Raw genomic sequence first — 21,311 nt, forward strand, 5'->3', positions numbered from 1 at the left:
ACCATCCGCGGGGCCCGGACGTTGAAAGGGGTGACAGCAGACAGGGATGCTGGATGCAAGGAGTGGACGGTCCCCGTTACGGCAGGCCTCCCGGCGCGGCGGGGTCCTCGCATACGATGGCCGTTGCCCTATCCGTCCAAGGAAACCGACCGTCCCAGGCCCGACCGGCAAGGAGACCAACCCCCGTGTCCGTCCTCTCGAAGATCATGCGTGCAGGCGAAGGCAAGATCCTGCGCAAGCTGCACCGCATCGCGGACCAGGTCAACTCCATCGAAGAGGACTTCACTGACCTCTCCGACGCCGAGCTGCGGGCCCTCACCGACGAGTACAAGCAGCGCTACGCCGACGGTGAGAGCCTTGACGACCTGCTGCCCGAAGCCTTCGCCACCGTCCGTGAGGCCGCCAAGCGCGTCCTGGGCCAGCGCCACTACGACGTGCAGATCATGGGCGGCGCCGCGCTGCACATGGGCTACGTGGCCGAGATGAAGACCGGTGAGGGCAAGACCCTCGTCGGCACGCTGCCCGCCTACCTCAACGCCCTGTCCGGCGAGGGCGTGCACATCGTCACGGTCAACGACTACCTGGCCGAGCGCGACTCCGAGATGATGGGCCGCGTCCACAAGTTCCTGGGCCTGACCGTCGGCTGCATCCTGGCCAACCAGACGCCGGCCCAGCGCCGCGAGATGTACGGCTGCGACATCACCTACGGCACGAACAACGAGTTCGGCTTCGACTACCTGCGCGACAACATGGCCTGGTCCAAGGACGAGCTGGTCCAGCGCGGTCACAACTTCGCCATCGTCGACGAGGTCGACTCCATCCTGGTCGACGAGGCCCGTACGCCGCTGATCATCTCCGGCCCGGCCGACCAGGCCACCAAGTGGTACGGCGACTTCGCCAAGCTGGTCACCCGCCTGAAGAAGGGCGAGGCCGGCAACACCCTCAAGGGCATCGAGGAGACCGGCGACTACGAGGTCGACGAGAAGAAGCGCACCGTAGCCATCCACGAGTCGGGCGTGGCGAAGGTCGAGGACTGGCTGGGCATCGACAACCTCTACGAGTCGGTGAACACCCCGCTGGTCGGCTACCTCAACAACGCCATCAAGGCCAAGGAACTCTTCAAGAAGGACAAGGACTACGTCGTCCTCGACGGCGAAGTCATGATCGTCGACGAGCACACCGGCCGTATCCTCGCCGGCCGCCGTTACAACGAGGGCATGCACCAGGCGATCGAGGCGAAGGAAGGGGTGGACATCAAGGACGAGAACCAGACGCTCGCGACGATCACCCTCCAGAACTTCTTCCGCCTCTACAAGCGCCACGACCACAACGGCAAGGAACAGCCCGGCCTGTCCGGCATGACCGGTACGGCGATGACCGAGGCCGCCGAGTTCCACCAGATCTACAAGCTCGGCGTGGTGCCCATCCCGACCAACCGGCCGATGGTCCGCAAGGACCAGTCGGACCTGATCTACCGCACCGAGGTCGCCAAGTTCGAGGCGGTCGTCGACGACATCGAGGAGAAGCACCGCAAGGGCCAGCCGATCCTCGTCGGCACCACCTCGGTCGAGAAGTCCGAGTACCTCTCGCAGCAGCTCAGCAAGCGCGGCGTCCAGCACGAGGTGCTCAACGCCAAGCAGCACGACCGGGAGGCGACGATCGTCGCCCAGGCGGGCCGCAAGGGCTCCGTGACGGTGGCCACGAACATGGCCGGCCGTGGTACGGACATCAAGCTCGGCGGCAACCCCGAGGACCTCGCCGAGGCCGAGCTGCGCCAGCGCGGCCTCGACCCCGAGGAGCACATCGAGGAGTGGGCGGCGGCCCTGCCCGCCGCGCTGGAGCGGGCCGAGCACGCGGTCAAGGCCGAGAAGGAAGAGGTCGAGAAGCTCGGCGGCCTCTACGTCCTGGGCACCGAGCGGCACGAGTCGCGGCGCATCGACAACCAGTTGCGCGGTCGTTCCGGCCGTCAGGGCGACCCCGGCGAGTCGCGTTTCTACCTCTCCCTGGGCGACGACCTGATGCGGCTGTTCAAGGCCCAGATGGTCGAGCGCGTGATGTCCATGGCGAACGTGCCGGACGACGTGCCGATCGAGAACAAGATGGTCACGCGCGCGATCGCGTCCGCCCAGTCGCAGGTCGAGACGCAGAACTTCGAGACCCGTAAGAACGTCCTGAAGTACGACGAGGTCCTCAACCGCCAGCGTGAGGTCATCTACAGCGAGCGGCGCCGCGTCCTGGAGGGCGAGGACCTGCAGGAGCAGATCCAGCACTTCATGAACGACACGATCGACGCCTACGTGGGGGCCGAGACCGCGGAGGGCTTCCCGGAGGACTGGGACCTCGACCGGCTGTGGGGCGCGTTCAAGCAGCTCTACCCGGTGAAGGTCACCGTCGAGGAACTGGAGGAGGCGGCAGGCGACCGGGCCGGTCTGACCGCCGACTACATCGCGGAGTCCATCAAGGACGACATCCTGGAGCAGTACGAGGAGCGGGAGAAGCAGCTCGGCTCCGAGATCATGCGCGAGCTGGAGCGCCGGGTCGTCCTCTCCGTCCTGGACCGCAAGTGGCGCGAGCACCTCTACGAGATGGACTACCTCCAGGAGGGCATCGGCCTGCGCGCGATGGCGCAGAAGGACCCGCTGGTCGAGTACCAGCGCGAGGGCTTCGACATGTTCCAGGCCATGATGGAGGGCATCAAGGAGGAGTCCGTCGGCTACCTGTTCAACCTGGAGGTCCAGGTCGAGCAGCAGGTCGAGGAGGTTCCGGTCGAGGACACGGCGCCGTCGCTGGAGAAGGGCGCGCAGGATGCGGTTCCCGCCCAGGCGGGTGCCCGTCCGGAGATCCGGGCCAAGGGCCTCGACGCGCCGCAGCGCCGGGACCTGCACTTCTCCGCGCCGACGGTGGACGGCGAGGGCGGTGTCGTCGAGGGTGAGTTCACCGACGGCGAGTCCGCGCAGGGCCAGTCCGACGGGCTCACGCGCGCGGAGCGCCGGAAGCAGGCCAAGGGCGGACGACGCCGCAAGAAGTGACGGTGCGGCGCCCTGCGGGCGCCGTGGCGGTGGGAGGGCCGGTCACCCGGGGGTGACCGGCCCTCCGGCCTGTCCGGGGGCCTCCCCGGCGGTGGTGCGGTCAGTCGTCGTCCGCGCGGTGCCTGCGGGGGCCGCCCACCTCCACCGCCGTGCAGCGCCACCGCAGGTCCCGGCCCTGCTCCAGGCGGAACGCCATGGCGCGCAGCCGGTCCCCCGCGCCGATGCGGGCGAAGACCTCCAGGGCGCCGGGCCGGGGCTCGAAGTAGCCGATGTCGCGGACGACGGGGGAGGCGCCGCGCGTGCGCAGCGGACCGCGTTCGGCGAGGTGGGCCAAGTCGTCGTACGCGCGCCCGACGGTGTGCCGGAGCATGGAGTGGACCGGGCGCCGCCCGCTGAGGACGCCGAGGAGAAGCTCGGCGAAGTGGTCGGTGGGGCGGAGCTGCGGGACGGGGCGGCGCGGGGCCTGGGCGGGGACGCGAGGGGCACCGGCGGCCCCGGGGACCGCGGGTGCGGGAGCGCCCGTGGCACGGGCTGGGGCGGGGAGCGCGGCGGGCGCCGGAGCGCAGGCCGTGCCGGAGCCGGGAGCGGCGGCCGGGTCCGGCACCGGGCCCCTGGCCGGGGAGCCGGGCGCCGCAACGGGCCCGGGCCTGGTGCCGGGCCCCGAGCCCGCCGTGGGCGGCCGGGTGTCCGCCGGCCGCGTACGGGGCCGCTGGGACCGGCCCGGAGACCCGGGCGGCCGTCCACCGGGCGCGGCGGCACGCGCCCCGCGCGCCCCCGGCCTGCGGGGCGGCACACCGCCGGGCACACGGGTCGGTACGCCGCCGCGTGTGCCGGCGGGCAGGGAGGCGGGCCCGTCGGAGGCGACAACGGCGGAGGCGGCGCTCAGGGGCGGGCGGCCGGGCGGGACGGCGGGGGTGCCGCGCCCGGCGTCGTACGGCCTGCCGAGCCCGCGGGGCGGGGCCTCGCCCGGTGTGGTGGGAGAGGGGGCGGTGCCGGGCAGTGGGGGTCGGGTGAGTGGGCCTGGGGCGGTGGGGCGGAGTTGGGTTCTGGTCATGACCTTGCGCATGGGGTCCCCGTTCGGCGGCCCGGTTGATACCGGGCAGTAACTTCGCGGTCGAGCATCTTGTACGGGGCGAAGGGGTGGCACGGCAAGGACGTCGGCGTTCGGGTCGCGGGGGCCGGGAGGTTCACTCATCAGGGTGATGTGAGGGGTGGAAAAGCCGGACTTGAGCGGGCGGGAGGGGTGAATTCCGGGACCGGGGTGGACGCTTCCGGGGCCCCGGGTGGGGACTCGAAAGGGGACACCCGCACGTATCCTGAAGGCTCTCCCGCCGGGTCCACCGAGCGTCCCGGCGGCGTCCCCGACCACGAAAGCGGCAGACTCATGCGCGTCTACGTCCCCCTGACCCTGTCCGGCCTCGCCGAGGCGCACCGGGCGGGGGAGCTGGGGACCGGGCCGCTCGTCGCCTACGCCGTCACGCCGGCGCTGCGCGAGTGGTACCTGTCGGACGACATCGAGGAGCTGGAGTACGCCGCCCTGAACCGGGCCGCGCTGGCCTCGCTGCGTCTGCTCGCCGCCGACCCCGCCGCGGCGCGGCGCCGGGTCGTGGTCGCGGCAGACGTCCCCGACGGCGCCGCCGCGGCCGACCCGGACCGGGGGCTCGACCCGGCGGCGCTGGGCGAGGTCCGGGTCGCCGGGCCGCTGCCGCTGGCCAAGGCGGCCGCGGTGCACGTGGACTCCGCCGACGCAGAGACGGACGTGGGCGCCGCGGCCGAGGCGCTCGCGGCGGCCGACGGCGGGGACGACGACGCGCAGTTCGTCGTGGACGGCGCGGAGGACCACGAGCTGCTCTGGTACGCGACGCAGGAGATCCCGAACCTGGTCTGACCAGGCCCTTCAGGCTGTGGTGTCCCGATTGTCAGTGGCGGCGGGTACGTTTTCGTGCATGGGGATGCAGACGGGCGCACACATCGTGTGGGACTGGAACGGCACGCTGTTCCACGACAACGACGCGATCATCGGGGCGACGAACGCGGCGTTCGCCGAGCTGGGGCTGGCGCCGATCACGCTGGAGCAGTACCGGGCGCTGTACTGCGTGCCGGTGCCGAAGTTCTACGAGCGGCTGATGGGAAGACTGCCCACCGACGGCGAGTGGGAGGTCATGGACGCGGCCTTCCAGCGCCACTACAGCGCGCACCGCGGCCGGTGCCGGCTCGCCGACGGGGCCACGGAGCTGCTCGCGGGGTGGCGCTCGGCCGGACGCAGCCAGTCGATCCTCAGCATGTACGGCCATGACGAGCTGGTGCCCCTGGTCCAGCGGCTCGGGATCGAGGCGCACTTCATACGCGTCGACGGGCGGACCGGGCCGTCCGGGGGCAGCAAGGCCGAGCACATGGTGCGGCACCTCGCACAGCTGGCGCTGTCCGGCGTGGAGCCCGCCCGCACGGTGGTGATCGGGGACGCCGCGGACGACGCGGTGGCCGCGCGCCACGTGGGCGCGGGGGCGGTGCTGTACACCGGCGGGTCGCACAGCCGGGCCAGCCTCGAGGGGGTCGGGGTGCCGGTGGTGGACACGCTGGGGGAGGCCGTGGTGGTGGCGGAGCGGCTGGCGCGCTGACGGTGGCGCCGCGTGACGTGGCGCAGACCGTTACCCGGGCGTAGCTGTGCGGAACGTCCAAGTTGCGGGCCTGGTTTTGTACACATGCGGCTCATGACGGGCAGCCCTCGGGGAGCGATAGCCTTGTGGCGTGATCAGCGCGATAGTTCGCGGGGGCACTGGTGCCTCCGCCCTGCGCCCGGCACACACGGACGACATCCGTGTCCGGGCGGCGGTCGCTGATCCTCGCGGGCGGGACGGGGCGGCAGAACCCCCCGGCAGACCGCCGCACACTCCCCGGACGGTGACGGCGAGAGCGAAGTCACACCCGGTGAGAACGGCGACATTGGCTGATATGCCCCCGCTCCTCTCGTCTTGCGGCATAGCGTCGAAGTGGACCGGACACCCCGTGTCCCGACGTCATGCCGGAAGGCAGGAGACCGTACTTCCTTCTACGTCACGCAACGGCGCGCGACAGGAGTCAGAGGACAATGCAGACCAAGCTGGACGAAGCCAAGGCCGAGCTGCTCGAAAGGGCTGCGCGGGTAGCTGAGAACAGCCCGGTCGGGGGCCACCTACCGACTGGGACGACGGGCGAGGGCACTCCGGGTACCACGGGCACGCCGGACGCCCCGGACGGCGCCCCGGACTACGCGTCCGTGTTGGCGTTCCTCCAGCGCTACTACCGGCACACCGCCCCGGAGGACCTGGCCGACCGCGACCCGGTCGACATCTTCGGAGCCGCCGTCTCGCACTACCGGCTGGCGGAGAACCGCCCGCAGGGCACGGCCAACGTCCGGGTGCACACCCCGACGGTCGAGGAGAACGGCTGGACGTGCAGCCACTCCGTCGTCGAGGTGGTCACCGACGACATGCCCTTCCTCGTCGACTCCGTGACCAACGAGCTGACCCGCCAGGGCCGCGGCATCCACGTCGTCGTCCACCCGCAGATCGTGGTGCGGCGCGACGTCGCCGGCCGGCTCGTCGAGGTGCTCGCCGGTCCCCCCACCGCCGACCTGCCGCACGACGCGCACACCGAGTCCTGGATCCACGTCGAGATCGACCGCGAGACCGACCGCGGCGACCTCAAGCAGATCACCGCCGACCTGCTCCGCGTCCTCAACGACGTCCGCGAGACCGTCGAGGACTGGGGCAAGATGCGGGACGCGGCCGTCCGCATCGCCGACCAGCTGTCGGCCGAGACCACCCCCGAGGACCTTCCCGCGCGGGAGCTGGAGGAGGCCCGCGAGCTGCTGCGCTGGCTCGCCGACGACCACTTCACCTTCCTCGGCTACCGCGAGTACGAGCTGCGCGAGGACGACTCCCTCGCCGCCGTCGCCGGTACCGGTCTCGGCATCCTGCGGGCCGACCCGCACCACGCGACCGACGAGAGCCACCCCGTCAGCCCCTCCTTCGAGCGGCTGCCCGCCGACGCCCGGGCCAAGGCCCGCGAGCACCGGCTGCTGGTGCTGACCAAGGCGAACAGCCGGGCCACCGTGCACCGGCCCTCCTACCTCGACTACGTCGGCGTCAAGAAGTTCGACGAGAACGGCAACGTCGTCGGCGAGCGGCGCTTCCTCGGCCTGTTCTCCTCCGCCGCCTACACCGAGTCCGTGCGCCGGGTGCCGGTCGTGCGGCGCAAGGTGGAGGAGGTGCTGGAGCGCGCCGGGTTCTCGCCCAACAGCCACGACGGCCGGGACCTGCTGCAGATCCTGGAGACGTACCCGCGCGACGAGATGTTCCAGACCTCCGTCGAGGAGCTGGAGCCGATCGTCACCTCCGTGCTCTACCTCCAGGAGCGGCGCCGCCTGCGCCTCTACCTGCGCCAGGACGAGTACGGCCGCTACTACTCGGCCCTCGTCTACCTCCCCCGCGACCGCTACACCACCGGCGTCCGGCTGCGGATCATCGACATCCTCAAGGAGGAGCTCGGCGGCACCAGCGTCGACTTCACGGCCTGGAACACCGAGTCCATCCTGTCCCGCCTGCACTTCGTGGTCCGCGTCCCGCAGGGCACCGAGCTGCCGCACCTGTCCGACGCCGACAGGGAGCGCGTCGAGGCCCGTCTCGTCGAGGCCGCCCGCTCCTGGGCCGACGGGTTCGGCGAGGCGCTCACCGCGGAGTTCGGCGAGGAGCGCGCCGCGGAGCTGCTGCGCCACTACGGGTCCGCCTTCCCCGAGGGCTACAAGGCCGACCACGGCCCGCGCTCCGCGGTCGCCGACCTCGGCCACCTGGAGCAGCTCGACGAGGAGAAGACCTTCGCGCTGAGCCTGTACGAGCCGGTCGGCGCCGCCCCCGAGGAGCGGCGTTTCAAGATCTACCAGAAGGGCGGCTCGGTCTCCCTGTCGGCCGTGCTGCCGGTGCTCAGCCGGCTCGGCGTCGAGGTCACCGACGAACGGCCCTACGAGCTGCGCTGCGCGGACCGCACCACGGCCTGGATCTACGACTTCGGCCTGCGCATGCCCAAGGCCCCGGCCGGCGGCACCGAGTACCTCGGCGACGACGCCCGCGAGCGCGTCCAGGACGCCTTCGCCGCCACCTGGACCGGCAAGGCGGAGAACGACGGCTTCAACGCCCTCGTGCTCAGCGCCGGTCTGACCTGGCGCGAGGCGATGGTGCTGCGCGCGTACGCCAAGTACCTGCGGCAGGCCGGGGCGACGTTCAGCCAGGACTACATGGAGGACACCCTCCGCAACAACGTCCACACCACGCGCCTGCTCATCAACCTGTTCGAGGCGCGGATGGCGCCCGAGCGGCAGCGGGCCGGACGGGAGATCGTCGACGCCCTGCTCGAGGAGATCGACGCCGCGCTCGACCAGGTCGCGAGCCTGGACGAGGACCGGATCCTGCGCTCCTTCCTCACCGTCATCAACGCGACGCTGCGGACGAACTTCTTCCAGGAGGCGAGCGACGGCGGGCCGCACGACTACGTCTCCATGAAGTTCGACCCGCAGGCCATCCCGGATCTGCCCGCGCCGCGTCCGGCGTTCGAGATCTGGGTGTACTCGCCGCGCGTCGAGGGCGTCCACCTGCGCTTCGGCAAGGTCGCGCGCGGCGGTCTGCGCTGGTCGGACCGGCGCGAGGACTTCCGCACCGAGATCCTCGGCCTGGTCAAGGCGCAGATGGTGAAGAACACCGTCATCGTGCCGGTCGGCGCCAAGGGCGGCTTCGTCGCCAAGCAGCTGCCCGACCCGAGCGTCGACCGCGACGCCTGGATGGCCGAGGGCATCGCCAGCTACAAGACGTTCATCTCGGCGCTGCTCGACATCACCGACAACATGGTCGCCGGCGAGGTCGTGCACCCCGCCGACGTCGTCCGGCACGACGAGGACGACACCTACCTCGTCGTCGCCGCCGACAAGGGCACCGCGAAGTTCTCCGACATCGCCAACGAGGTCGCCGAGTCCTACAACTTCTGGCTCGGCGACGCCTTCGCCTCGGGCGGCAGCGCGGGCTACGACCACAAGGGCATGGGCATCACCGCCCGCGGCGCCTGGGAGTCCGTCAAGCGGCACTTCCGGGAGCTGGGCGTGGACACCCAGACCCAGGACTTCACCGTCGTCGGCATCGGCGACATGTCGGGCGACGTCTTCGGCAACGGCATGCTGCTCAGCGAGCACATCCGCCTGGTCGCCGCCTTCGACCACCGGCACATCTTCATCGACCCGAACCCGGACGCGGCCACCTCGTACGCCGAGCGCCGCCGCCTGTTCGAGCTGCCGCGCTCCTCCTGGGCGGACTACAACACCGAGCTGCTCTCGGCGGGCGGCGGCGTCTTCCCGCGCACGGCCAAGTCCATCCCGGTCAACGCCCACATCCGCGAGGCCCTCGGCATCGAGCCGGGCATCACCAAGATGACCCCGGCCGAGCTGATGAGGGCGGTCCTCAGCTCCCCGGTGGACCTGCTGTGGAACGGCGGCATCGGTACGTACGTCAAGGCGTCCACCGAGTCCAACGCCGACGTCGGCGACAAGGGCAACGACGCCATCCGCGTCGACGGCAAGGACCTGCGGGTCCAGGTCGTCGGCGAGGGCGGCAACCTGGGCCTGACCCAGCTCGGCCGGATCGAGTTCGCGCTGCAGGGCGGCCGGATCAACACCGACGCCATCGACAACAGCGCGGGCGTGGACACCTCCGACCACGAGGTGAACATCAAGATCCTGCTCAACGGTCTGGTCAAGGACGGCGACATGACCGTCAAGCAGCGCAACAAGCTGCTCGCCCAGATGACCGACGAGGTCGGCGCCCTGGTCCTGCGCAACAACTACGCGCAGAACACGGCGATCGCCAACGCGCTGGCGCAGTCCAAGGACATGCTCCACGCCCAGCAGCGCTTCATGCGCCACCTGGTCAGGGAGGGCCACCTCAACCGGGCCCTGGAGTTCCTGCCCACCGACCGCCAGATCCGCGAGCGGCTCGGCAGCGGGCATGGCCTGACCGGCCCCGAGACGGCCGTGCTGCTGGCGTACACGAAGATCACGGTCGCCGAGGAGCTGCTGCACACCTCGCTGCCGGACGACCCGTACCTCAAGGGCCTGCTGCACGCCTACTTCCCGACGGCGCTGCGCGAGCAGTTCGCCGAGCAGGTCGACAGCCACCCGCTGCGCCGTGAGATCACGACGACCGTCCTGGTCAACGACACGGTGAACACGGGCGGTACGACGTACCTGCACCGGATGCGCGAGGAGACCGGCGCGTCGCTCGAGGAGATCGTGCGGGCGCAGACGGTCGCCCGTGCGATCTTCCGCTCCTCCCCGGTGTGGGACGCGGTGGAGGAGCTGGACACCAAGGTGGACGCCGCCGTCCAGACCCGGATCCGGCTGCACTCGCGCCGTCTGGTCGAGCGCGGCACGCGCTGGCTGCTCAACAACCGGCCGCAGCCGCTGGAGCTGGCCGAGACGGTGGAGTTCTTCGCCGAGCGGGTCGAGCAGGTGTGGGCGCAGCTGCCGAAGCTGCTGCGTGGCGCGGACGCGGAGTGGTACCAGCACATCTACGACGAGCTGACCGGCGCCGGGGTCCCGGACGAGCCGGCCACGCGGGTGGCGGGGTTCTCCTCGGTCTTCGCGACGCTGGACATCGTGTCGGTGGCCGACCGCATGGGCAAGGAGCCGCTGGACGTCGCCGAGGTGTACTACGACCTCGCCGACCGGCTCGGCGTCACCCAGCTCATGGACCGCATCAGTGACCTGCCGCGCAACGACCGCTGGCAGTCGATGGCCCGCGCGGCGATCCGCGAGGACCTGTACTCGGCGCACGCGTCGCTGACCGCGGAGGTCCTGGCGGTGGGCAACGGCACGTCCACGCCGGAGCAGCGGTTCAAGGCGTGGGAGGAGAAGAACGCGGCGATTCTCGGGCGGGCGCGGACGACGCTGGAGGAGATCCGGTCGTCGGACGAGTTCGATCTGTCGAATCTGTCGGTGGCCATGCGGACGATGCGGACGTTGTTGCGTACGCATTCGTAGGCGGGGCGGCGTTACGGCGTTCGCGCCGGTTGCCGTGTGAGGCGCCCCGGACCGTGGTGGTCCGGGGCGCCTTGGCGTCTGCGGCGAGGTGGGGGCCGGGCGGGGGGGTACGCAGTCCGGCGTGGCGGGGTGCCGCTGCGCCCACCCGTGGCGCCCAGCGGCACGACGGCCCGCAGCGGGAGTCAGCGGAGGACGCCGGCCACCAGGCGGGCCGCTCTTCGCGTCCGGGGAGTGGACAGACGGCGTGCGGCCGGGCGGAGCACCGCGGCCGTCGCGCCCACCGGCTGCCACGTGATCTGCAGGCGCCCCGGGTTGTGTCCCTCCGGGCGGACGGTGACCCGGTGCGGGGTGAGGCCGGCGCGGTGGGGGACGCGGGCCGTGAGGGCCGGGAAGGCCGGCGGCGCCAGGAGGATGCCCGTGTGGGTGCGGCCCCGGTGGCGGAGGCGGAGGACGGGATGCCGGGTGCCCGCGAAGCCGTGCAGCGGGAGACGGGCCGCCGCCAGGTCCAGGCGGACGCGGCCCTCGAAGAGGCCGGGGCGTACGGGGGAGAGGCGGAAGGCGACCGTGAGGCGCCGGCGGCCGGGGGAGAGGTGGAGGACCGCGCGCTGGGGGCCGACCGGGAGGCGCAGGGCGGGGTCGTAGGTGCGCACGGTGAGGTCGACGCAGGCGCCGGGGCCGCGGGTGATCTCCGTGATCTCGTGCCGGAGCAGGGCGGTGAAGAACGGGCGGGTGTCCAGTTCCAGGTCCGTCAGGTCCAGCTCGCGGCGGGCCTCGGCAGTCTCCGGAACGCCCTCGCCCCAGTACACGCGGCCGGATCGCGTGTCCGGCGTGATCCGGCGCGGTGCCACCTCGTGGCCCAGGCCCCGGGCCGCCGTGCGTACGTCGGACAGGCGCCGGTCGCGCAGCAGGCGCAGGACGACCCGCTCGGCGCGGGGCAGCCGGGCGTAGGCGCCCTCGGCGAGCGTGTCGAGGTAGGGGTTCATCAGGTCCGCGAAGGAGGCGAGCCAGGTGTCGTCCCGGTAGGGGAGGTCGCCGGCGTACATCCGGAAGTCGTGCTTGAGGAACTTGAAGTCCTTGTCCTCGCGCAGCCCCTCGTGTCCGCTCTCGGCCAGGAACGCGTCGATGAGGCGCTGCACGTGGACGCGGTCGCGGACGTTGGTGAGCTTGTGCCGCTGGTTGGAGATGGAGGCGCTGCCGGAGGCCGCGTACGGGGCTATGTACCAGCGGTAGACCGGCTCGGGGACGACCGTGAACGTCTTGGCCAGGCAGTACGCCTGCGCAGAGAAGAGCTGGTCCTCGTAGTGGATGCCCTCGGGGAAGCGCAGGCCGTGCCGGTCGAGGAAGGCGCGGGCGTACATCTTGCTGGTGGACAGGTGCTCGAAGAACAGCCGCGGGTCGGCCTCGACGCCGTCCAGGGTGCGGCGCTCGGCGACCAGGTGCGGCATCCACGTGGTGCGGCGTCCGCCGTCCACGCGGACGCGGTGCACGGCGCCCATCGCGAAGTCGAGGTCGCGTTCGCGGTGGGCGGCGAGCAGGATCTCGACGGCGCGTTCGGGGAGTTCGTCGTCGCTGTCCAGGAACATCAGGTACGGCGCGCGGGCGATCTCCAGGGCGCGGTTGCGCGGGGCGCTGCACCCGCCGCTGTTCTCCGGCAGCCGGAGGTACACGATCCGCGGGTCCTGGGCGGCCAGTTCGCGGGCCACCTGCTCGGTGCCGTCGGTCGAGTGGTCGTCGCTGATGACGATCTCGATGTTCGCGTGGGTCTGACGCAGCACGGACGCGACCGCGCGGGGCAGGCGTCCGGCGTCGTTGTAGACGATGACCGTGACGGTGACGTCCGGGGTCCGCAGGGGCAGCAGCGTGCTCGTGGGCGGGCTCGGGGTGGCTGTCCTCATGACGCGGTGGCCTCCTCGGGGTTCGGGGCCGGGACGCGGTCGTCGACCGGCACGACGGGGGGCAGCGTCCGCTCGTCCTCGCCGAGGAAGACGCGGCGGACGACGCGTTCGGCGGCGTGGCCGTCGTCGTACTCGCAGAAGCGGCGGCGGAAGGCGGCCCGTTGCTTGGCCGCGCGTTCGTCGTGCCAGGCGCCGGTGGTGAGGATCTCCGTCAGCTCCGCCTGGGTGCGGGCGACCGGTCCGGGGGCCTCGGCCATCAGGTCGAAGTAGACGCCGCGGGTGGTGCGGTAGGTCTCCCAGTCGTCGGCGTGGACGACGATCGGGCGGTCGAGGTTGGCGTAGTCGAACATGATCGACGAGTAGTCGGTGACCAGCGCGTCGGCGGCCAGGCACAGGTCCTCGACGGGTTCGTAGGCGGAGACGTCGACGAGGCGTCCGGTGCGGCGCAAGCCCCCCAGGGGGGAGGCGGTGTGGTCGTAGAAGTAGTGGGCGCGCACCAGGAGGACCGTTTCCTCACCGAGTGCCTCGGCCAGGGCGGGGAGGTCCAGGCGCGGGGTCCAGCCCGCCTCGTAGTCGCGGTGGGTGGGCGCGTAGAGGATCGCGCGGCGGCCGGGTGCGATGCCCAGGCGTTCGCGGACCGCGCGGACCTCGGCGGCACCGGCGGTGTAGAAAACGTCGTTGCGCGGGTAGCCGTGGTCCAGGGAGACGTGGTGGGACGGGTAGGCCCGCTGCCACATGCGGGTGGAGTGGCTGTTGGCGGAGACGCTGTAGTCCCACTTGTCGACCCGCTCCAGCAGGGCCTGGAAGTCCAGGCCGTGGGCGGCGGCGGGGTAGGGCAACTGGTCCACGCCCATGCGCTTGAGCGGGGTGCCGTGGTGGGTCTGGAGATGGACGGTGCCGGGGCGTTTGACCACCGCGTCCGGGAAGTTGACGTTGTTGACGAGGTACTTGGCCCGGGCCAGCACCTCCCAGTAGCGGCGGGTGCCCGGCACGACGTGGTCGGTGCCGGGCGGCAGCAGCGCGGCGCCCTGCGCCGTGACCACCCACACCGGACGAACGCCCGGGGCGAGTTCCGCGAGCTTGGCGGCGATCGCGGCCGGATTGCAGGCCACCCCGCGGTTCCAGTACGCCGAGAAGACCGCGAGGTGCGGATCGACCGGGCGGGTCAGGGCACCGCGGTACTGGAGGGCGCGCAGCCGGGTGCCCGCCCGGCGCCTGCCGGTGCGCGCGGCCGAGCGCAGGCCGCGGCGGGCGTGGTTGGCGCTCTGGAGCGCGCGGTACGTGACGTAGGCGTCCTCCTCCAGGAGCGAGCGGCGTACGCCTTGCAGGCCGGCGGGCCGCCCGTGGTCGTCGGGGCGGTGGCGCCGGGCGGTCACGGACGCCCGGTGGAAGAACTCCCGCGCCACGTCGTCGGGCATTCCGGCACGGGTGAAGGTGCGCAGGCAGTCGCGGACCATCAGGTCGTACAGGACGCGATGGACGGCGGGCCGGCCGGCGGTGAGGCCGAGGAGCGCCTCGTAGCGGTCGACCAGGGCGTACCGCTGCGCCGGTGTGGGGGGCGGGAGGCTCTCGGGGCGCAGCCGCCGGTCCTCGTACGCCGGGTGCGGCAGGCAGGCGACGCGCTCGGCGAGCAGCAGGGCGACGTAGGCGGCGAACGGCTCGTCCTCGGTGGTCAGGAGGCGTTCGTGGGCCCGCCAGAACCCGGCGCGCACGACGCGGTTGCCCAGCAGCGGGGTCAGCCGGAGCAGCCCCGGCCGGTCGTCGAGGGCGAGGCCGTCCCCGTCGCGGCCCGCGCGGGCGAGGCGGGGGCCGTCGGGGGAGGCCAGGCCGGAGGCGCGCCATGAGCTGCGGACGTGGTCGAGCAGCAGGACGTCCACCGGGGCGGCCAGGTGCGCGGTGTGCCGGGCGACGGCGGGCGGGGTGCCGGCCGGCACACCGTCCTTGGCGTGGACGAAGTGCAGCCACCGGCCCCGCGCCCGGGCCGCCCCGGCCGAGCGGGCCGCGGCGTCCCCGGCCCCGTCCGGGAGCGGCAGCACGGTGAAGGCGGGGGCGTGCCGCTCCGCCACCTCCCGTGCCCAGTCCCCGACGGCGGCGACGATCACCTCGGCGCCGGTCAGCGGATGGGCGTCCAGGGAGTCCAGGAGGGCGGGCAGGTGGTCCTGGACGTTGGTGCCGTGGACGACGACGCTGAGGTCGGGGGCCGTTTCGGGAAACGGGTCGGGGACCGTCTGGGGCATCGCGGGGACTCCTTCGCCTCGGCCTTCGCTTCGTCGCTCCCGGAGCACTCCTGTGGGTCGGTTTCTATTCGGTCATAGTGACATCAATCGGGCGAAAGGATGAATCGGGGGAGGGCGGGACGGGGCCTCCCGGGTGACGGGTGACGGGCGACGGGTGACGGGTGACGGGCGACCGGTGATGGTTGATGGTTGATGGGTGGCGGCTTGGGGGCGGGCGGGTGCCGGTGCCGGTGGGCTCACACGCCCGCCGGGGCCTTCGGAGCGGCCGGGGGCGCGGGCTTGGCCTGCGGCGTGGGGGCCGCCGCCTTGGGCGCCGGTGCCTTGGCCGGACCGCCGGTGAACTTCTCGTACTCCTTCAGGACCTCGTCCGTCGGCCCGTCCATCCGCAGCTCCCCGCGCTCCAGCCACAGGACCCGGTCGCAGGTGTCGCGGATGGACTTGTTGCTGTGGCTCACCAGGAAGACCGTGCCGGCGTGCTTGCGCAGCTCCCGGATGCGCTCCTCGGAACGCTTCTGGAAGGAACGGTCGCCGGTGGCCAGCGCCTCGTCGACGAGGAGCACGTCGTGGTCCTTGGCGGCGGCGATGGAGAACCGCAGGCGGGCCGCCATGCCGGAGGAGTACGTGCGCATCGGCAGGGTGATGAAGTCGCCCTTGTCGTTGATCCCGGAGAAGTCGACGATCTCCTGGTACCGCTCCTTGATCTGGGCCCGGGACATGCCCATCGCCAGCCCGCCGAGGTACACGTTGCGCTCGCCGGTGAGGTCGTTCATCAGGGCGGCGTTGACGCCGAGCAGGGAGGGCTGGCCGTCGGTGTAGATGCGCCCGTTCTCCACCGGGAGCAGGCCGGCGACGGCCTTGAGCAGCGTCGACTTGCCCGAGCCGTTGGTGCCGATGAGGCCGATGGCCTCGCCGCGGTACGCCACGAAGGAGACGTTCTTCACGGCGTGGACCCGGCGCACGCCCGCCGCCTTCTCGGTCTTCCCGCGGCGCAGGATGCGGTTGAGGGCGGCGGTCGCGGAGCCGCGTCCCGCGCCGGTGCCGTTGACGCGGTAGACGATGTCGACGCCGTCGGCGATGACGGTGGGTACGCGCTCGGCGGGGGTGTTGTCAGCCACGTCCGTACGTCTCCTCGGCCTTCCAGAAGTAGATGAAGCCGCCGATCCCGGCGACCAGCGCCCAGCCCAGGGCCAGCGCCCAGACGTGGGCCGGCAGCATGTCGCCGCCGAAGCTGTCGATCAGCGCGAAGCGCATCAGGTCGATGTAGACGACGGCGGGGTTGACCTGGAGCAGCGGGCCGACCCAGGACGGCACCCCGCTGTCCGGGCCGGTCATGTGGTGGATGCTGAACATGACGCCCGAGGCGTACATCCAGGTGCGCAGCAGGAACGGCATGAGCTGGGCCATGTCGGGGATCTTCGAGCCCACCCGGGCCATGATCATCGCCAGTCCGGTGTTGAACACGAACTGCAGTGCCAGCGCCGGGACCGCGAGCACCCAGGAGAGGCCGGGCGGCACGCCGAACGCGAGCAGGATCAGGACGAGGGCGCCCATCGAGAACAGCAGCTGCTGGAGCTGCTGGAGGCAGAAGGACACCGGCAGCGCCGCCCGCGGGAAGTGCAGGGCGCGCACGAGGCCGAGGTTGCCGGAGATGGCCCGGGTGCCCGCCATGATCGAGCTCTGCGTGAACGTCCACACGAAGACGCCGGTGACCAGGAACGGGACGAAGTCCTCCACCCCGCGGCTGGTGTTCATCAGCAGGCCGAAGATGAAGTAGTACACGGCCGCGTTGAGCAGCGGCGTCATCACCTGCCAGACCTGGCCCAGCTTGGCCTGGCTGTACTGGGCGGTGAGCTTGGCGGTGGAGAAGGCGCCGATGAAGTGCCGGCGCGCCCAGAGCCGGCGCACGTACTCGGGCAGGGAGGGGCGGGCCCCGCTGACCGTCAGCCCGTGCCGGGCGGCGAGGGCCGCGAGGTCGTCCTGGGCGGGTGCGGGTGCGGGGGCGGCCTGGGCCGACGCCTGGGTCGGGGGCGGGGGGTCGAGGACCTGGCTCACATCCGGTGCTTTCGCTCGGGGGGAGGGGGTGAGAGGGCGACGCCCGTCGTTCACGTGGGTGACCGTGAGTGTTCACTTACGTCGGGACGGCACCGTATCGTCGTAACGGGAGCGTAGGGCGTGGCGACGCCGGAACGCAACCGTTTCGTCGTGACGCCCTATGCTTGGCGCGCATGACGACCAACGCCTCCGCCGACGAGCCGACGCCGCGACCGCGCCGCCGGGCGCCCGCCGGGGCGGCGGTGCTCCGTGCGGACGTGACGGAGGCCATCCGGGCGGCGGTCTTCGAGGAACTGGCGGCGGTCGGGTACGCCCGCATGTCCATCGAGGGCATCGCGCGCCGCGCGGGGGTCGGCAAGACGGCCGTCTACCGGCGCTGGCGCTCCAAGCTGCACCTGGTGCTGGACATCGTCTCCGCCCTCGCCGTCCAGGGCCTGCCCGCGCCGGACACCGGCTCGCTGGAGGGCGACCTGCGCCTGCTGTACGAGGTGACGGCGCGGGCCCTGCGCCATCCCGTGGCCTCGCAGATCATCCCCGACCTCCAGGCCGAGGCGGCCCGCAACCCCGACATCGCCGAGGCGCTGCAGAAGACCCTGCGCGAGGGTCAGGACGGCGTCGCCAGCAGGATCCTCGCGGCGGCGGCGGAACGCGGCGAACTGAGCCCCGCCCTCGACACGGACCTGGCCCTGGACCTGATCTCGGGCCCGCTGTACTGGCGCTCGGTGGTCGTCCGCGGCCCGAAGCCGCCCAAGGGCTACCTGGGCTCGCTGGCCCGGGCCACGGCCCAGGGACTGAAGGCCCTCTGAGCCCGCGGCCGGGCCCGGCGCCCGGCCCGGGGCCGACTGTCAGTGGCGCCTGTCACGATGCCTCCATGGACCCGATGAACCCGGAGAACCCGGTGGACGTGAGGGAGCCCGCGGCGGTCGTCCGGGAGTTCTGGGCGCGCATGCAGGCCCGCGACTGGACGGGCCTCGGCGCGCTGCTCGCCGACGACCTGGTGGTGGAGTGGCCGGTCAGCGCCGAGCGGATCGAGGGCCGCGCGGACTTCGTGGGCGTCAACGCGGAGTATCCGGAGGGCTGGTCGATCGAGGTGCTGCGCGTCGTGGCCGACGGCGAGACCGTGGTGTCGGAGGTGGAGGTCCCGCACGAGACGGCCGGCGTCCACCGGGTCGTGTCGCTGTGGACGGTCCGGGACGGCCGCATGTCCGGCGGCCGGGAGTACTGGACGGCCCCGGGCTCGGACCCGTCACCGCCGTGGCGGGCGCGCTTCGTACGACCGCTGTAGGTGAGGCCGGCCCTTCCTCAGCGGCCGGCCGCCCGTGGTGCGGTCCTCCGCCGTGGTGCGGTTGCGGTCCTCCGCCGTGGCGCGGTCCTTTGCCGTGGTGTGGTCCTCTGCCGTGGTGCGGTTGCGGTCGTCCGCGCGCCCGCCGGTCGCGGGGGCTCGCCGACGACCGTCCTGGTGGACGTTTCGCGCCGGCCGGCCGAGCGCCGACAATGGGACCGGAGGGGTGACATGAGACGTGCGTGGACGGGGCCGGTGCTGCTGCTGATCGCCGGGGCGGGGGCCGCGACCGGGCCGTTCGTCCAGGGACGGGCGGGCACGGGGACCTTGCTGCTGGTGGTGTTCGTGCTGCTGGCGGGGCTGACCTCGCCGCTGGCGTTCCCCCGGTCGACGGGTGCGCTGGAGGCGCAGCGCCGCAGTGCCGCCGACGGGCGGCCGGTGGTCTTCTGGCGGCCGGGATGCGCCTACTGCATGCGGCTGCGCATCCGGCTGGGCCGCAAGGCGCGGCGGCTGCACTGGGTCGACATCTGGCGGGACGAGGCCGGGGCGGAGCTGGTACGGGAGGCCAACGGCGGCGACGAGACCGTGCCCACGCTGCTCGTGGCCGGCCGGGCCTACACCAACCCCGACCCCGCCTGGGTGCGCGAGCAGGTCTCCTCGCCGCGCTGACCGGCGTCAGTCGCGCGCCGCCTCCGGGTGGAGCCGTACCCAGCCCGCCCACGCCGACGTGACCATGTCCTCGACGTCGTACTTGGCCTTCCAGCCCAGTTCGACGGCGGCGCGGTCGGCCGAGGCGACGACGCGGGCCGGGTCGCCGGGGCGGCGCGGGGTGACCGTCGGGGGCTGGTCGTACCCGGTGAGGGCGTTGATGCGGTCGATCATCTCGCGCACGGAGACGCCCTCGCCCCTGCCGATGTTCAGGGTGAGGGTGCGGCCGGGCGAGGACCGCAGGGCCCGGGCCGCGGCCACGTGGGCCTCGGCCAGGTCGACCACGTGGATGTAGTCGCGCACGCAGGTGCCGTCCGGCGTCGCGTAGTCGTCGCCGAAGATCCGGGGGGCCGCGGACTCCGTGAGCTTCTCGAAGACCATCGGGACGAGGTTGTAGACGCCGGTGTCGGCCAGCTCCGGGCTCGCCGCGCCCGCGACGTTGAAGTAGCGCAGGCAGGCCGTGGCCAGGCCCGTCGCCTTGCCGGTGGCCCGGACCAGCCACTCGCCGGCCAGCTTGGTCTCGCCGTACGGCGACATCGGCACGCACGGCGTCTCCTCGGTCACCAGGTCGACGTCGGGCATGCCGTACACGGCGGCGGAGGAGGAGAAGACGAAGGAGGCGACGTCCGCCTTCGTGACCGCGTCGAGCAGGACGCGCAGACCCTCGACGTTCTGCTGGTAGTAGTGCAGCGGGAGGTCCACCGACTCGCCGACCTGCTTCTTGGCGGCCAGGTGCACGACGCCGGTGACGGAGTGGTCGGCCAGGGCGCGCGCGACCCGTTCGCCGTCCAGGACCGAGCCCACCACCAGGGGCACGCCGTCGGGCACGCGGTCGGCGATGCCCGTGGACAGGTCGTCGTAGACGACGGCCTTCTCGCCCGCCTCGGTCATCGCCCTTACGACGTGCGCCCCGATGTATCCGGCGCCGCCGGTGATCAGCCAGGTCATTGCGGCCGTCCCCTTCGTTCGGTGGTCCTCGGTACCCATGATCCGTCATCCCGGCGCAGACCGGACGCCGGGAGCCGTCAGGACCGTGCCGGGGCCGGACCGGTGCCGTACGCGTCCAGGGCGGCCGTGAGCCGGTCGAGGCGGGCGCGCAGGTCCTGGATCTCGGTGAGGTCCAGTCCGGTCGCCGCCGCGATCCGGCGCGGCACCTCGACGGCCCGCTCGCGCAGCGCGACGCCCTCGCCGGTCAGGCGCACCTGCACCGACCGCTCGTCGCGCACGCTGCGCTCCCGCCGGACCAGTCCGGCCGCCTCCAGCCGCTTGAGCAGGGGCGACAGCGTGCCGGAGTCGAGGCGGAGGTGCTCGCCGAGCTTCTTCACGGGCAGCTCGCCGTGCTCCCACAGCACCAGCATCACCAGGTACTGCGGGTAGGTGAGCCCCAGCTCCTTGAGGACCACGCGGTAGACGCCGCCGAAGGCGCGCGACGCGGCGTTCAGGGAGAAGCAGATCTGCTGGTCCAGGCGGAGCCAGTCGGTTGCGGGCGTGGTCATGGCTCCCAGGGTAGCGGACGGGCATTGCGCATCATTTAGTTGTGCACCATCTGGTTGTGCACAACTGGATTGCGTGCTCTACTGGTCGCGTCAGGCACCCAGCCTCCTTCCGAAAGGGACGGTTTCCCATGGACGCGATCTACACCGCCGCCGCCACCGCCACCCACGGCCGCGACGGCCGCGCCGTCAGCTCCGACGGCACGCTCGACCTCGCGCTCGGCATCCCCGTCGAGATGGGCGGCAACGGCCGGGGCACCAACCCCGAGCAGCTCTTCGCCGCCGGATACGCCGCCTGCTTCGGCAGCGCCCTCGGTGTGGTCGGGCGCGCGGCGAAGGTCGACGTCAGCGACGCCGCCGTCACCGCCGAGGTCGGCATCGGCAAGCAGGGGGAGGGCTTCGCGCTCGCCGTCACCCTCCGGGTCGAGCTGCCCGACGGCATCGACGCGGAGACCGGACGGCGCCTGGTCGAGCAGGCCCACCAGGTCTGCCCCTACTCCAACGCCACCCGCGGCAACATCCCGGTCGAGCTCGTCGTCGAGTAATCCCGAGGGGT

Annotated in this window: 15 protein-coding genes; 8 read left to right on the plus strand and 7 right to left on the minus strand. The window is 72.2% G+C overall.

Translation table 11 applies throughout. From position 1 onward, the window contains the following. The first annotated feature begins 185 nt into the window (after positions 1–185). Entirely contained in the window at positions 186–3,029 is a 2,844-nt protein-coding gene (secA, locus tag Sdi02f_RS34280; RefSeq protein WP_108934731.1) for a preprotein translocase subunit SecA, read from the plus strand. A 100-nt stretch (positions 3,030–3,129) separates the two neighbouring features. On the opposite strand, the gene Sdi02f_RS36015 is transcribed toward secA, so the two are convergent. After that, positions 3,130–3,633 (minus strand): Rv3235 family protein, encoded by a 504-nt coding sequence (locus tag Sdi02f_RS36015; protein ID WP_324603985.1) that lies wholly within the window; start codon positions 3,631–3,633, stop codon positions 3,130–3,132. Between the two features lie 780 nt (positions 3,634–4,413). On the opposite strand from Sdi02f_RS36015, the gene Sdi02f_RS34295 reads away from it, so the two are divergent. The 3 genes from Sdi02f_RS34295 to Sdi02f_RS34305 all read left to right on the plus strand — a co-directional run bounded on the left by Sdi02f_RS34295 (position 4,414) and on the right by Sdi02f_RS34305 (position 11,088). Then, positions 4,414–4,917 (plus strand): DUF6912 family protein, encoded by a 504-nt coding sequence (locus Sdi02f_RS34295; RefSeq protein WP_030402074.1) that lies wholly within the window; start codon positions 4,414–4,416, stop codon positions 4,915–4,917. A 58-nt stretch (positions 4,918–4,975) separates the two neighbouring features. Then, positions 4,976–5,647, plus strand: a complete 672-nt coding sequence (locus Sdi02f_RS34300; RefSeq protein ID WP_030402073.1) for an HAD family hydrolase — start codon at positions 4,976–4,978, stop codon at positions 5,645–5,647. A gap of 470 nt (positions 5,648–6,117) precedes the next feature. Continuing rightward, on the plus strand, positions 6,118–11,088 hold the full coding sequence (locus Sdi02f_RS34305) for an NAD-glutamate dehydrogenase (RefSeq protein WP_108934732.1): 4,971 nt from the start codon (positions 6,118–6,120) through the stop codon (positions 11,086–11,088). A gap of 182 nt (positions 11,089–11,270) precedes the next feature. On the opposite strand, the gene Sdi02f_RS34310 is transcribed toward Sdi02f_RS34305, so the two are convergent. From Sdi02f_RS34310 to Sdi02f_RS34325, 4 genes are all read right to left on the minus strand, one after another. Next, a complete protein-coding gene (locus tag Sdi02f_RS34310) occupies positions 11,271–12,983 on the minus strand; it encodes a glycosyltransferase family 2 protein (RefSeq protein ID WP_051783454.1) in 1,713 nt (570 codons plus the stop codon). Continuing rightward, on the minus strand, positions 12,980–15,220 hold the full coding sequence (locus Sdi02f_RS34315) for a CDP-glycerol glycerophosphotransferase family protein (protein ID WP_108934733.1): 2,241 nt from the start codon (positions 15,218–15,220) through the stop codon (positions 12,980–12,982). The genes Sdi02f_RS34310 and Sdi02f_RS34315 overlap by 4 nt, the downstream gene beginning before the upstream one ends. Positions 15,221–15,456: 236 nt before the next feature. Continuing rightward, positions 15,457–16,335, minus strand: coding sequence for an ABC transporter ATP-binding protein (locus Sdi02f_RS34320; protein ID WP_030402069.1), 879 nt, complete (start codon positions 16,333–16,335; stop codon positions 15,457–15,459). Further along, complete coding sequence (locus Sdi02f_RS34325) at positions 16,328–17,272, minus strand: ABC transporter permease (protein ID WP_031084329.1); 945 nt, start codon at positions 17,270–17,272, stop codon at positions 16,328–16,330. The genes Sdi02f_RS34320 and Sdi02f_RS34325 overlap by 8 nt, the downstream gene beginning before the upstream one ends. Before the next feature lie 173 nt (positions 17,273–17,445). Here Sdi02f_RS34325 and Sdi02f_RS34330 point away from each other — a divergent pair, with 173 nt between their 5' ends. The 3 genes from Sdi02f_RS34330 to Sdi02f_RS34340 all read left to right on the plus strand — a co-directional run bounded on the left by Sdi02f_RS34330 (position 17,446) and on the right by Sdi02f_RS34340 (position 19,223). Then, a complete protein-coding gene (locus Sdi02f_RS34330; RefSeq protein ID WP_030402067.1) occupies positions 17,446–18,078 on the plus strand; it encodes a TetR/AcrR family transcriptional regulator in 633 nt (210 codons plus the stop codon). A 65-nt stretch (positions 18,079–18,143) separates the two neighbouring features. Continuing rightward, positions 18,144–18,557 (plus strand): nuclear transport factor 2 family protein, encoded by a 414-nt coding sequence (locus tag Sdi02f_RS34335; protein ID WP_308285978.1) that lies wholly within the window; start codon positions 18,144–18,146, stop codon positions 18,555–18,557. Between the two features lie 228 nt (positions 18,558–18,785). Next, positions 18,786–19,223 carry a glutaredoxin domain-containing protein gene (locus tag Sdi02f_RS34340; protein ID WP_030402065.1) on the plus strand — a complete coding sequence of 146 codons (438 nt, stop codon included), beginning with the start codon at positions 18,786–18,788 and terminating at the stop codon, positions 19,221–19,223. 6 nt (positions 19,224–19,229) lie between these two features. Here the strand turns inward: Sdi02f_RS34340 and galE are convergent, their stop codons facing one another. Together galE and Sdi02f_RS34350 are read right to left on the minus strand one after the other, a co-directional pair. After that, positions 19,230–20,210: a UDP-glucose 4-epimerase GalE gene (gene galE / locus Sdi02f_RS34345; protein WP_055467590.1), complete on the minus strand. Its 981-nt coding sequence runs from the start codon at positions 20,208–20,210 to the stop codon at positions 19,230–19,232. A gap of 77 nt (positions 20,211–20,287) precedes the next feature. Beyond that, positions 20,288–20,758 (minus strand): MarR family winged helix-turn-helix transcriptional regulator, encoded by a 471-nt coding sequence (locus tag Sdi02f_RS34350; protein ID WP_031184474.1) that lies wholly within the window; start codon positions 20,756–20,758, stop codon positions 20,288–20,290. Between the two features lie 128 nt (positions 20,759–20,886). On the opposite strand from Sdi02f_RS34350, the gene Sdi02f_RS34355 reads away from it, so the two are divergent. Beyond that, positions 20,887–21,300, plus strand: coding sequence for an organic hydroperoxide resistance protein (locus Sdi02f_RS34355; RefSeq protein WP_030402062.1), 414 nt, complete (start codon positions 20,887–20,889; stop codon positions 21,298–21,300). The last annotated feature ends 11 nt before the right edge of the window (positions 21,301–21,311 follow it).

Origin of the sequence: Streptomyces ardesiacus, assembly GCF_003112575.1 — a bacterium.
Classification (GTDB): domain Bacteria; phylum Actinomycetota; class Actinomycetes; order Streptomycetales; family Streptomycetaceae; genus Streptomyces; species Streptomyces ardesiacus.

Excerpts from the sequence above, each read along its gene's own strand:
- Sdi02f_RS34295 (WP_030402074.1), top strand. The coding sequence starts at position 4,414 with ATGCGCGTCTACGTCCCCCTGACCCTGTCCGGCCTCGCCGAGGCGCAC.
- Sdi02f_RS34300 (WP_030402073.1), top strand. The coding sequence starts at position 4,976 with ATGGGGATGCAGACGGGCGCACACATCGTGTGGGACTGGAACGGCACG.
- Sdi02f_RS34305 (WP_108934732.1), top strand. The coding sequence starts at position 6,118 with ATGCAGACCAAGCTGGACGAAGCCAAGGCCGAGCTGCTCGAAAGGGCT.
- Sdi02f_RS34310 (WP_051783454.1), bottom strand. The coding sequence starts at position 12,983 with ATGAGGACAGCCACCCCGAGCCCGCCCACGAGCACGCTGCTGCCCCTG.
- Sdi02f_RS34315 (WP_108934733.1), bottom strand. The coding sequence starts at position 15,220 with ATGCCCCAGACGGTCCCCGACCCGTTTCCCGAAACGGCCCCCGACCTC.
- Sdi02f_RS34330 (WP_030402067.1), top strand. The coding sequence starts at position 17,446 with ATGACGACCAACGCCTCCGCCGACGAGCCGACGCCGCGACCGCGCCGC.
- Sdi02f_RS34335 (WP_308285978.1), top strand. The coding sequence starts at position 18,144 with ATGGACCCGATGAACCCGGAGAACCCGGTGGACGTGAGGGAGCCCGCG.
- Sdi02f_RS34340 (WP_030402065.1), top strand. The coding sequence starts at position 18,786 with ATGAGACGTGCGTGGACGGGGCCGGTGCTGCTGCTGATCGCCGGGGCG.
- galE (WP_055467590.1), bottom strand. The coding sequence starts at position 20,210 with ATGACCTGGCTGATCACCGGCGGCGCCGGATACATCGGGGCGCACGTC.
- Sdi02f_RS34350 (WP_031184474.1), bottom strand. The coding sequence starts at position 20,758 with ATGACCACGCCCGCAACCGACTGGCTCCGCCTGGACCAGCAGATCTGC.
- Sdi02f_RS34355 (WP_030402062.1), top strand. The coding sequence starts at position 20,887 with ATGGACGCGATCTACACCGCCGCCGCCACCGCCACCCACGGCCGCGAC.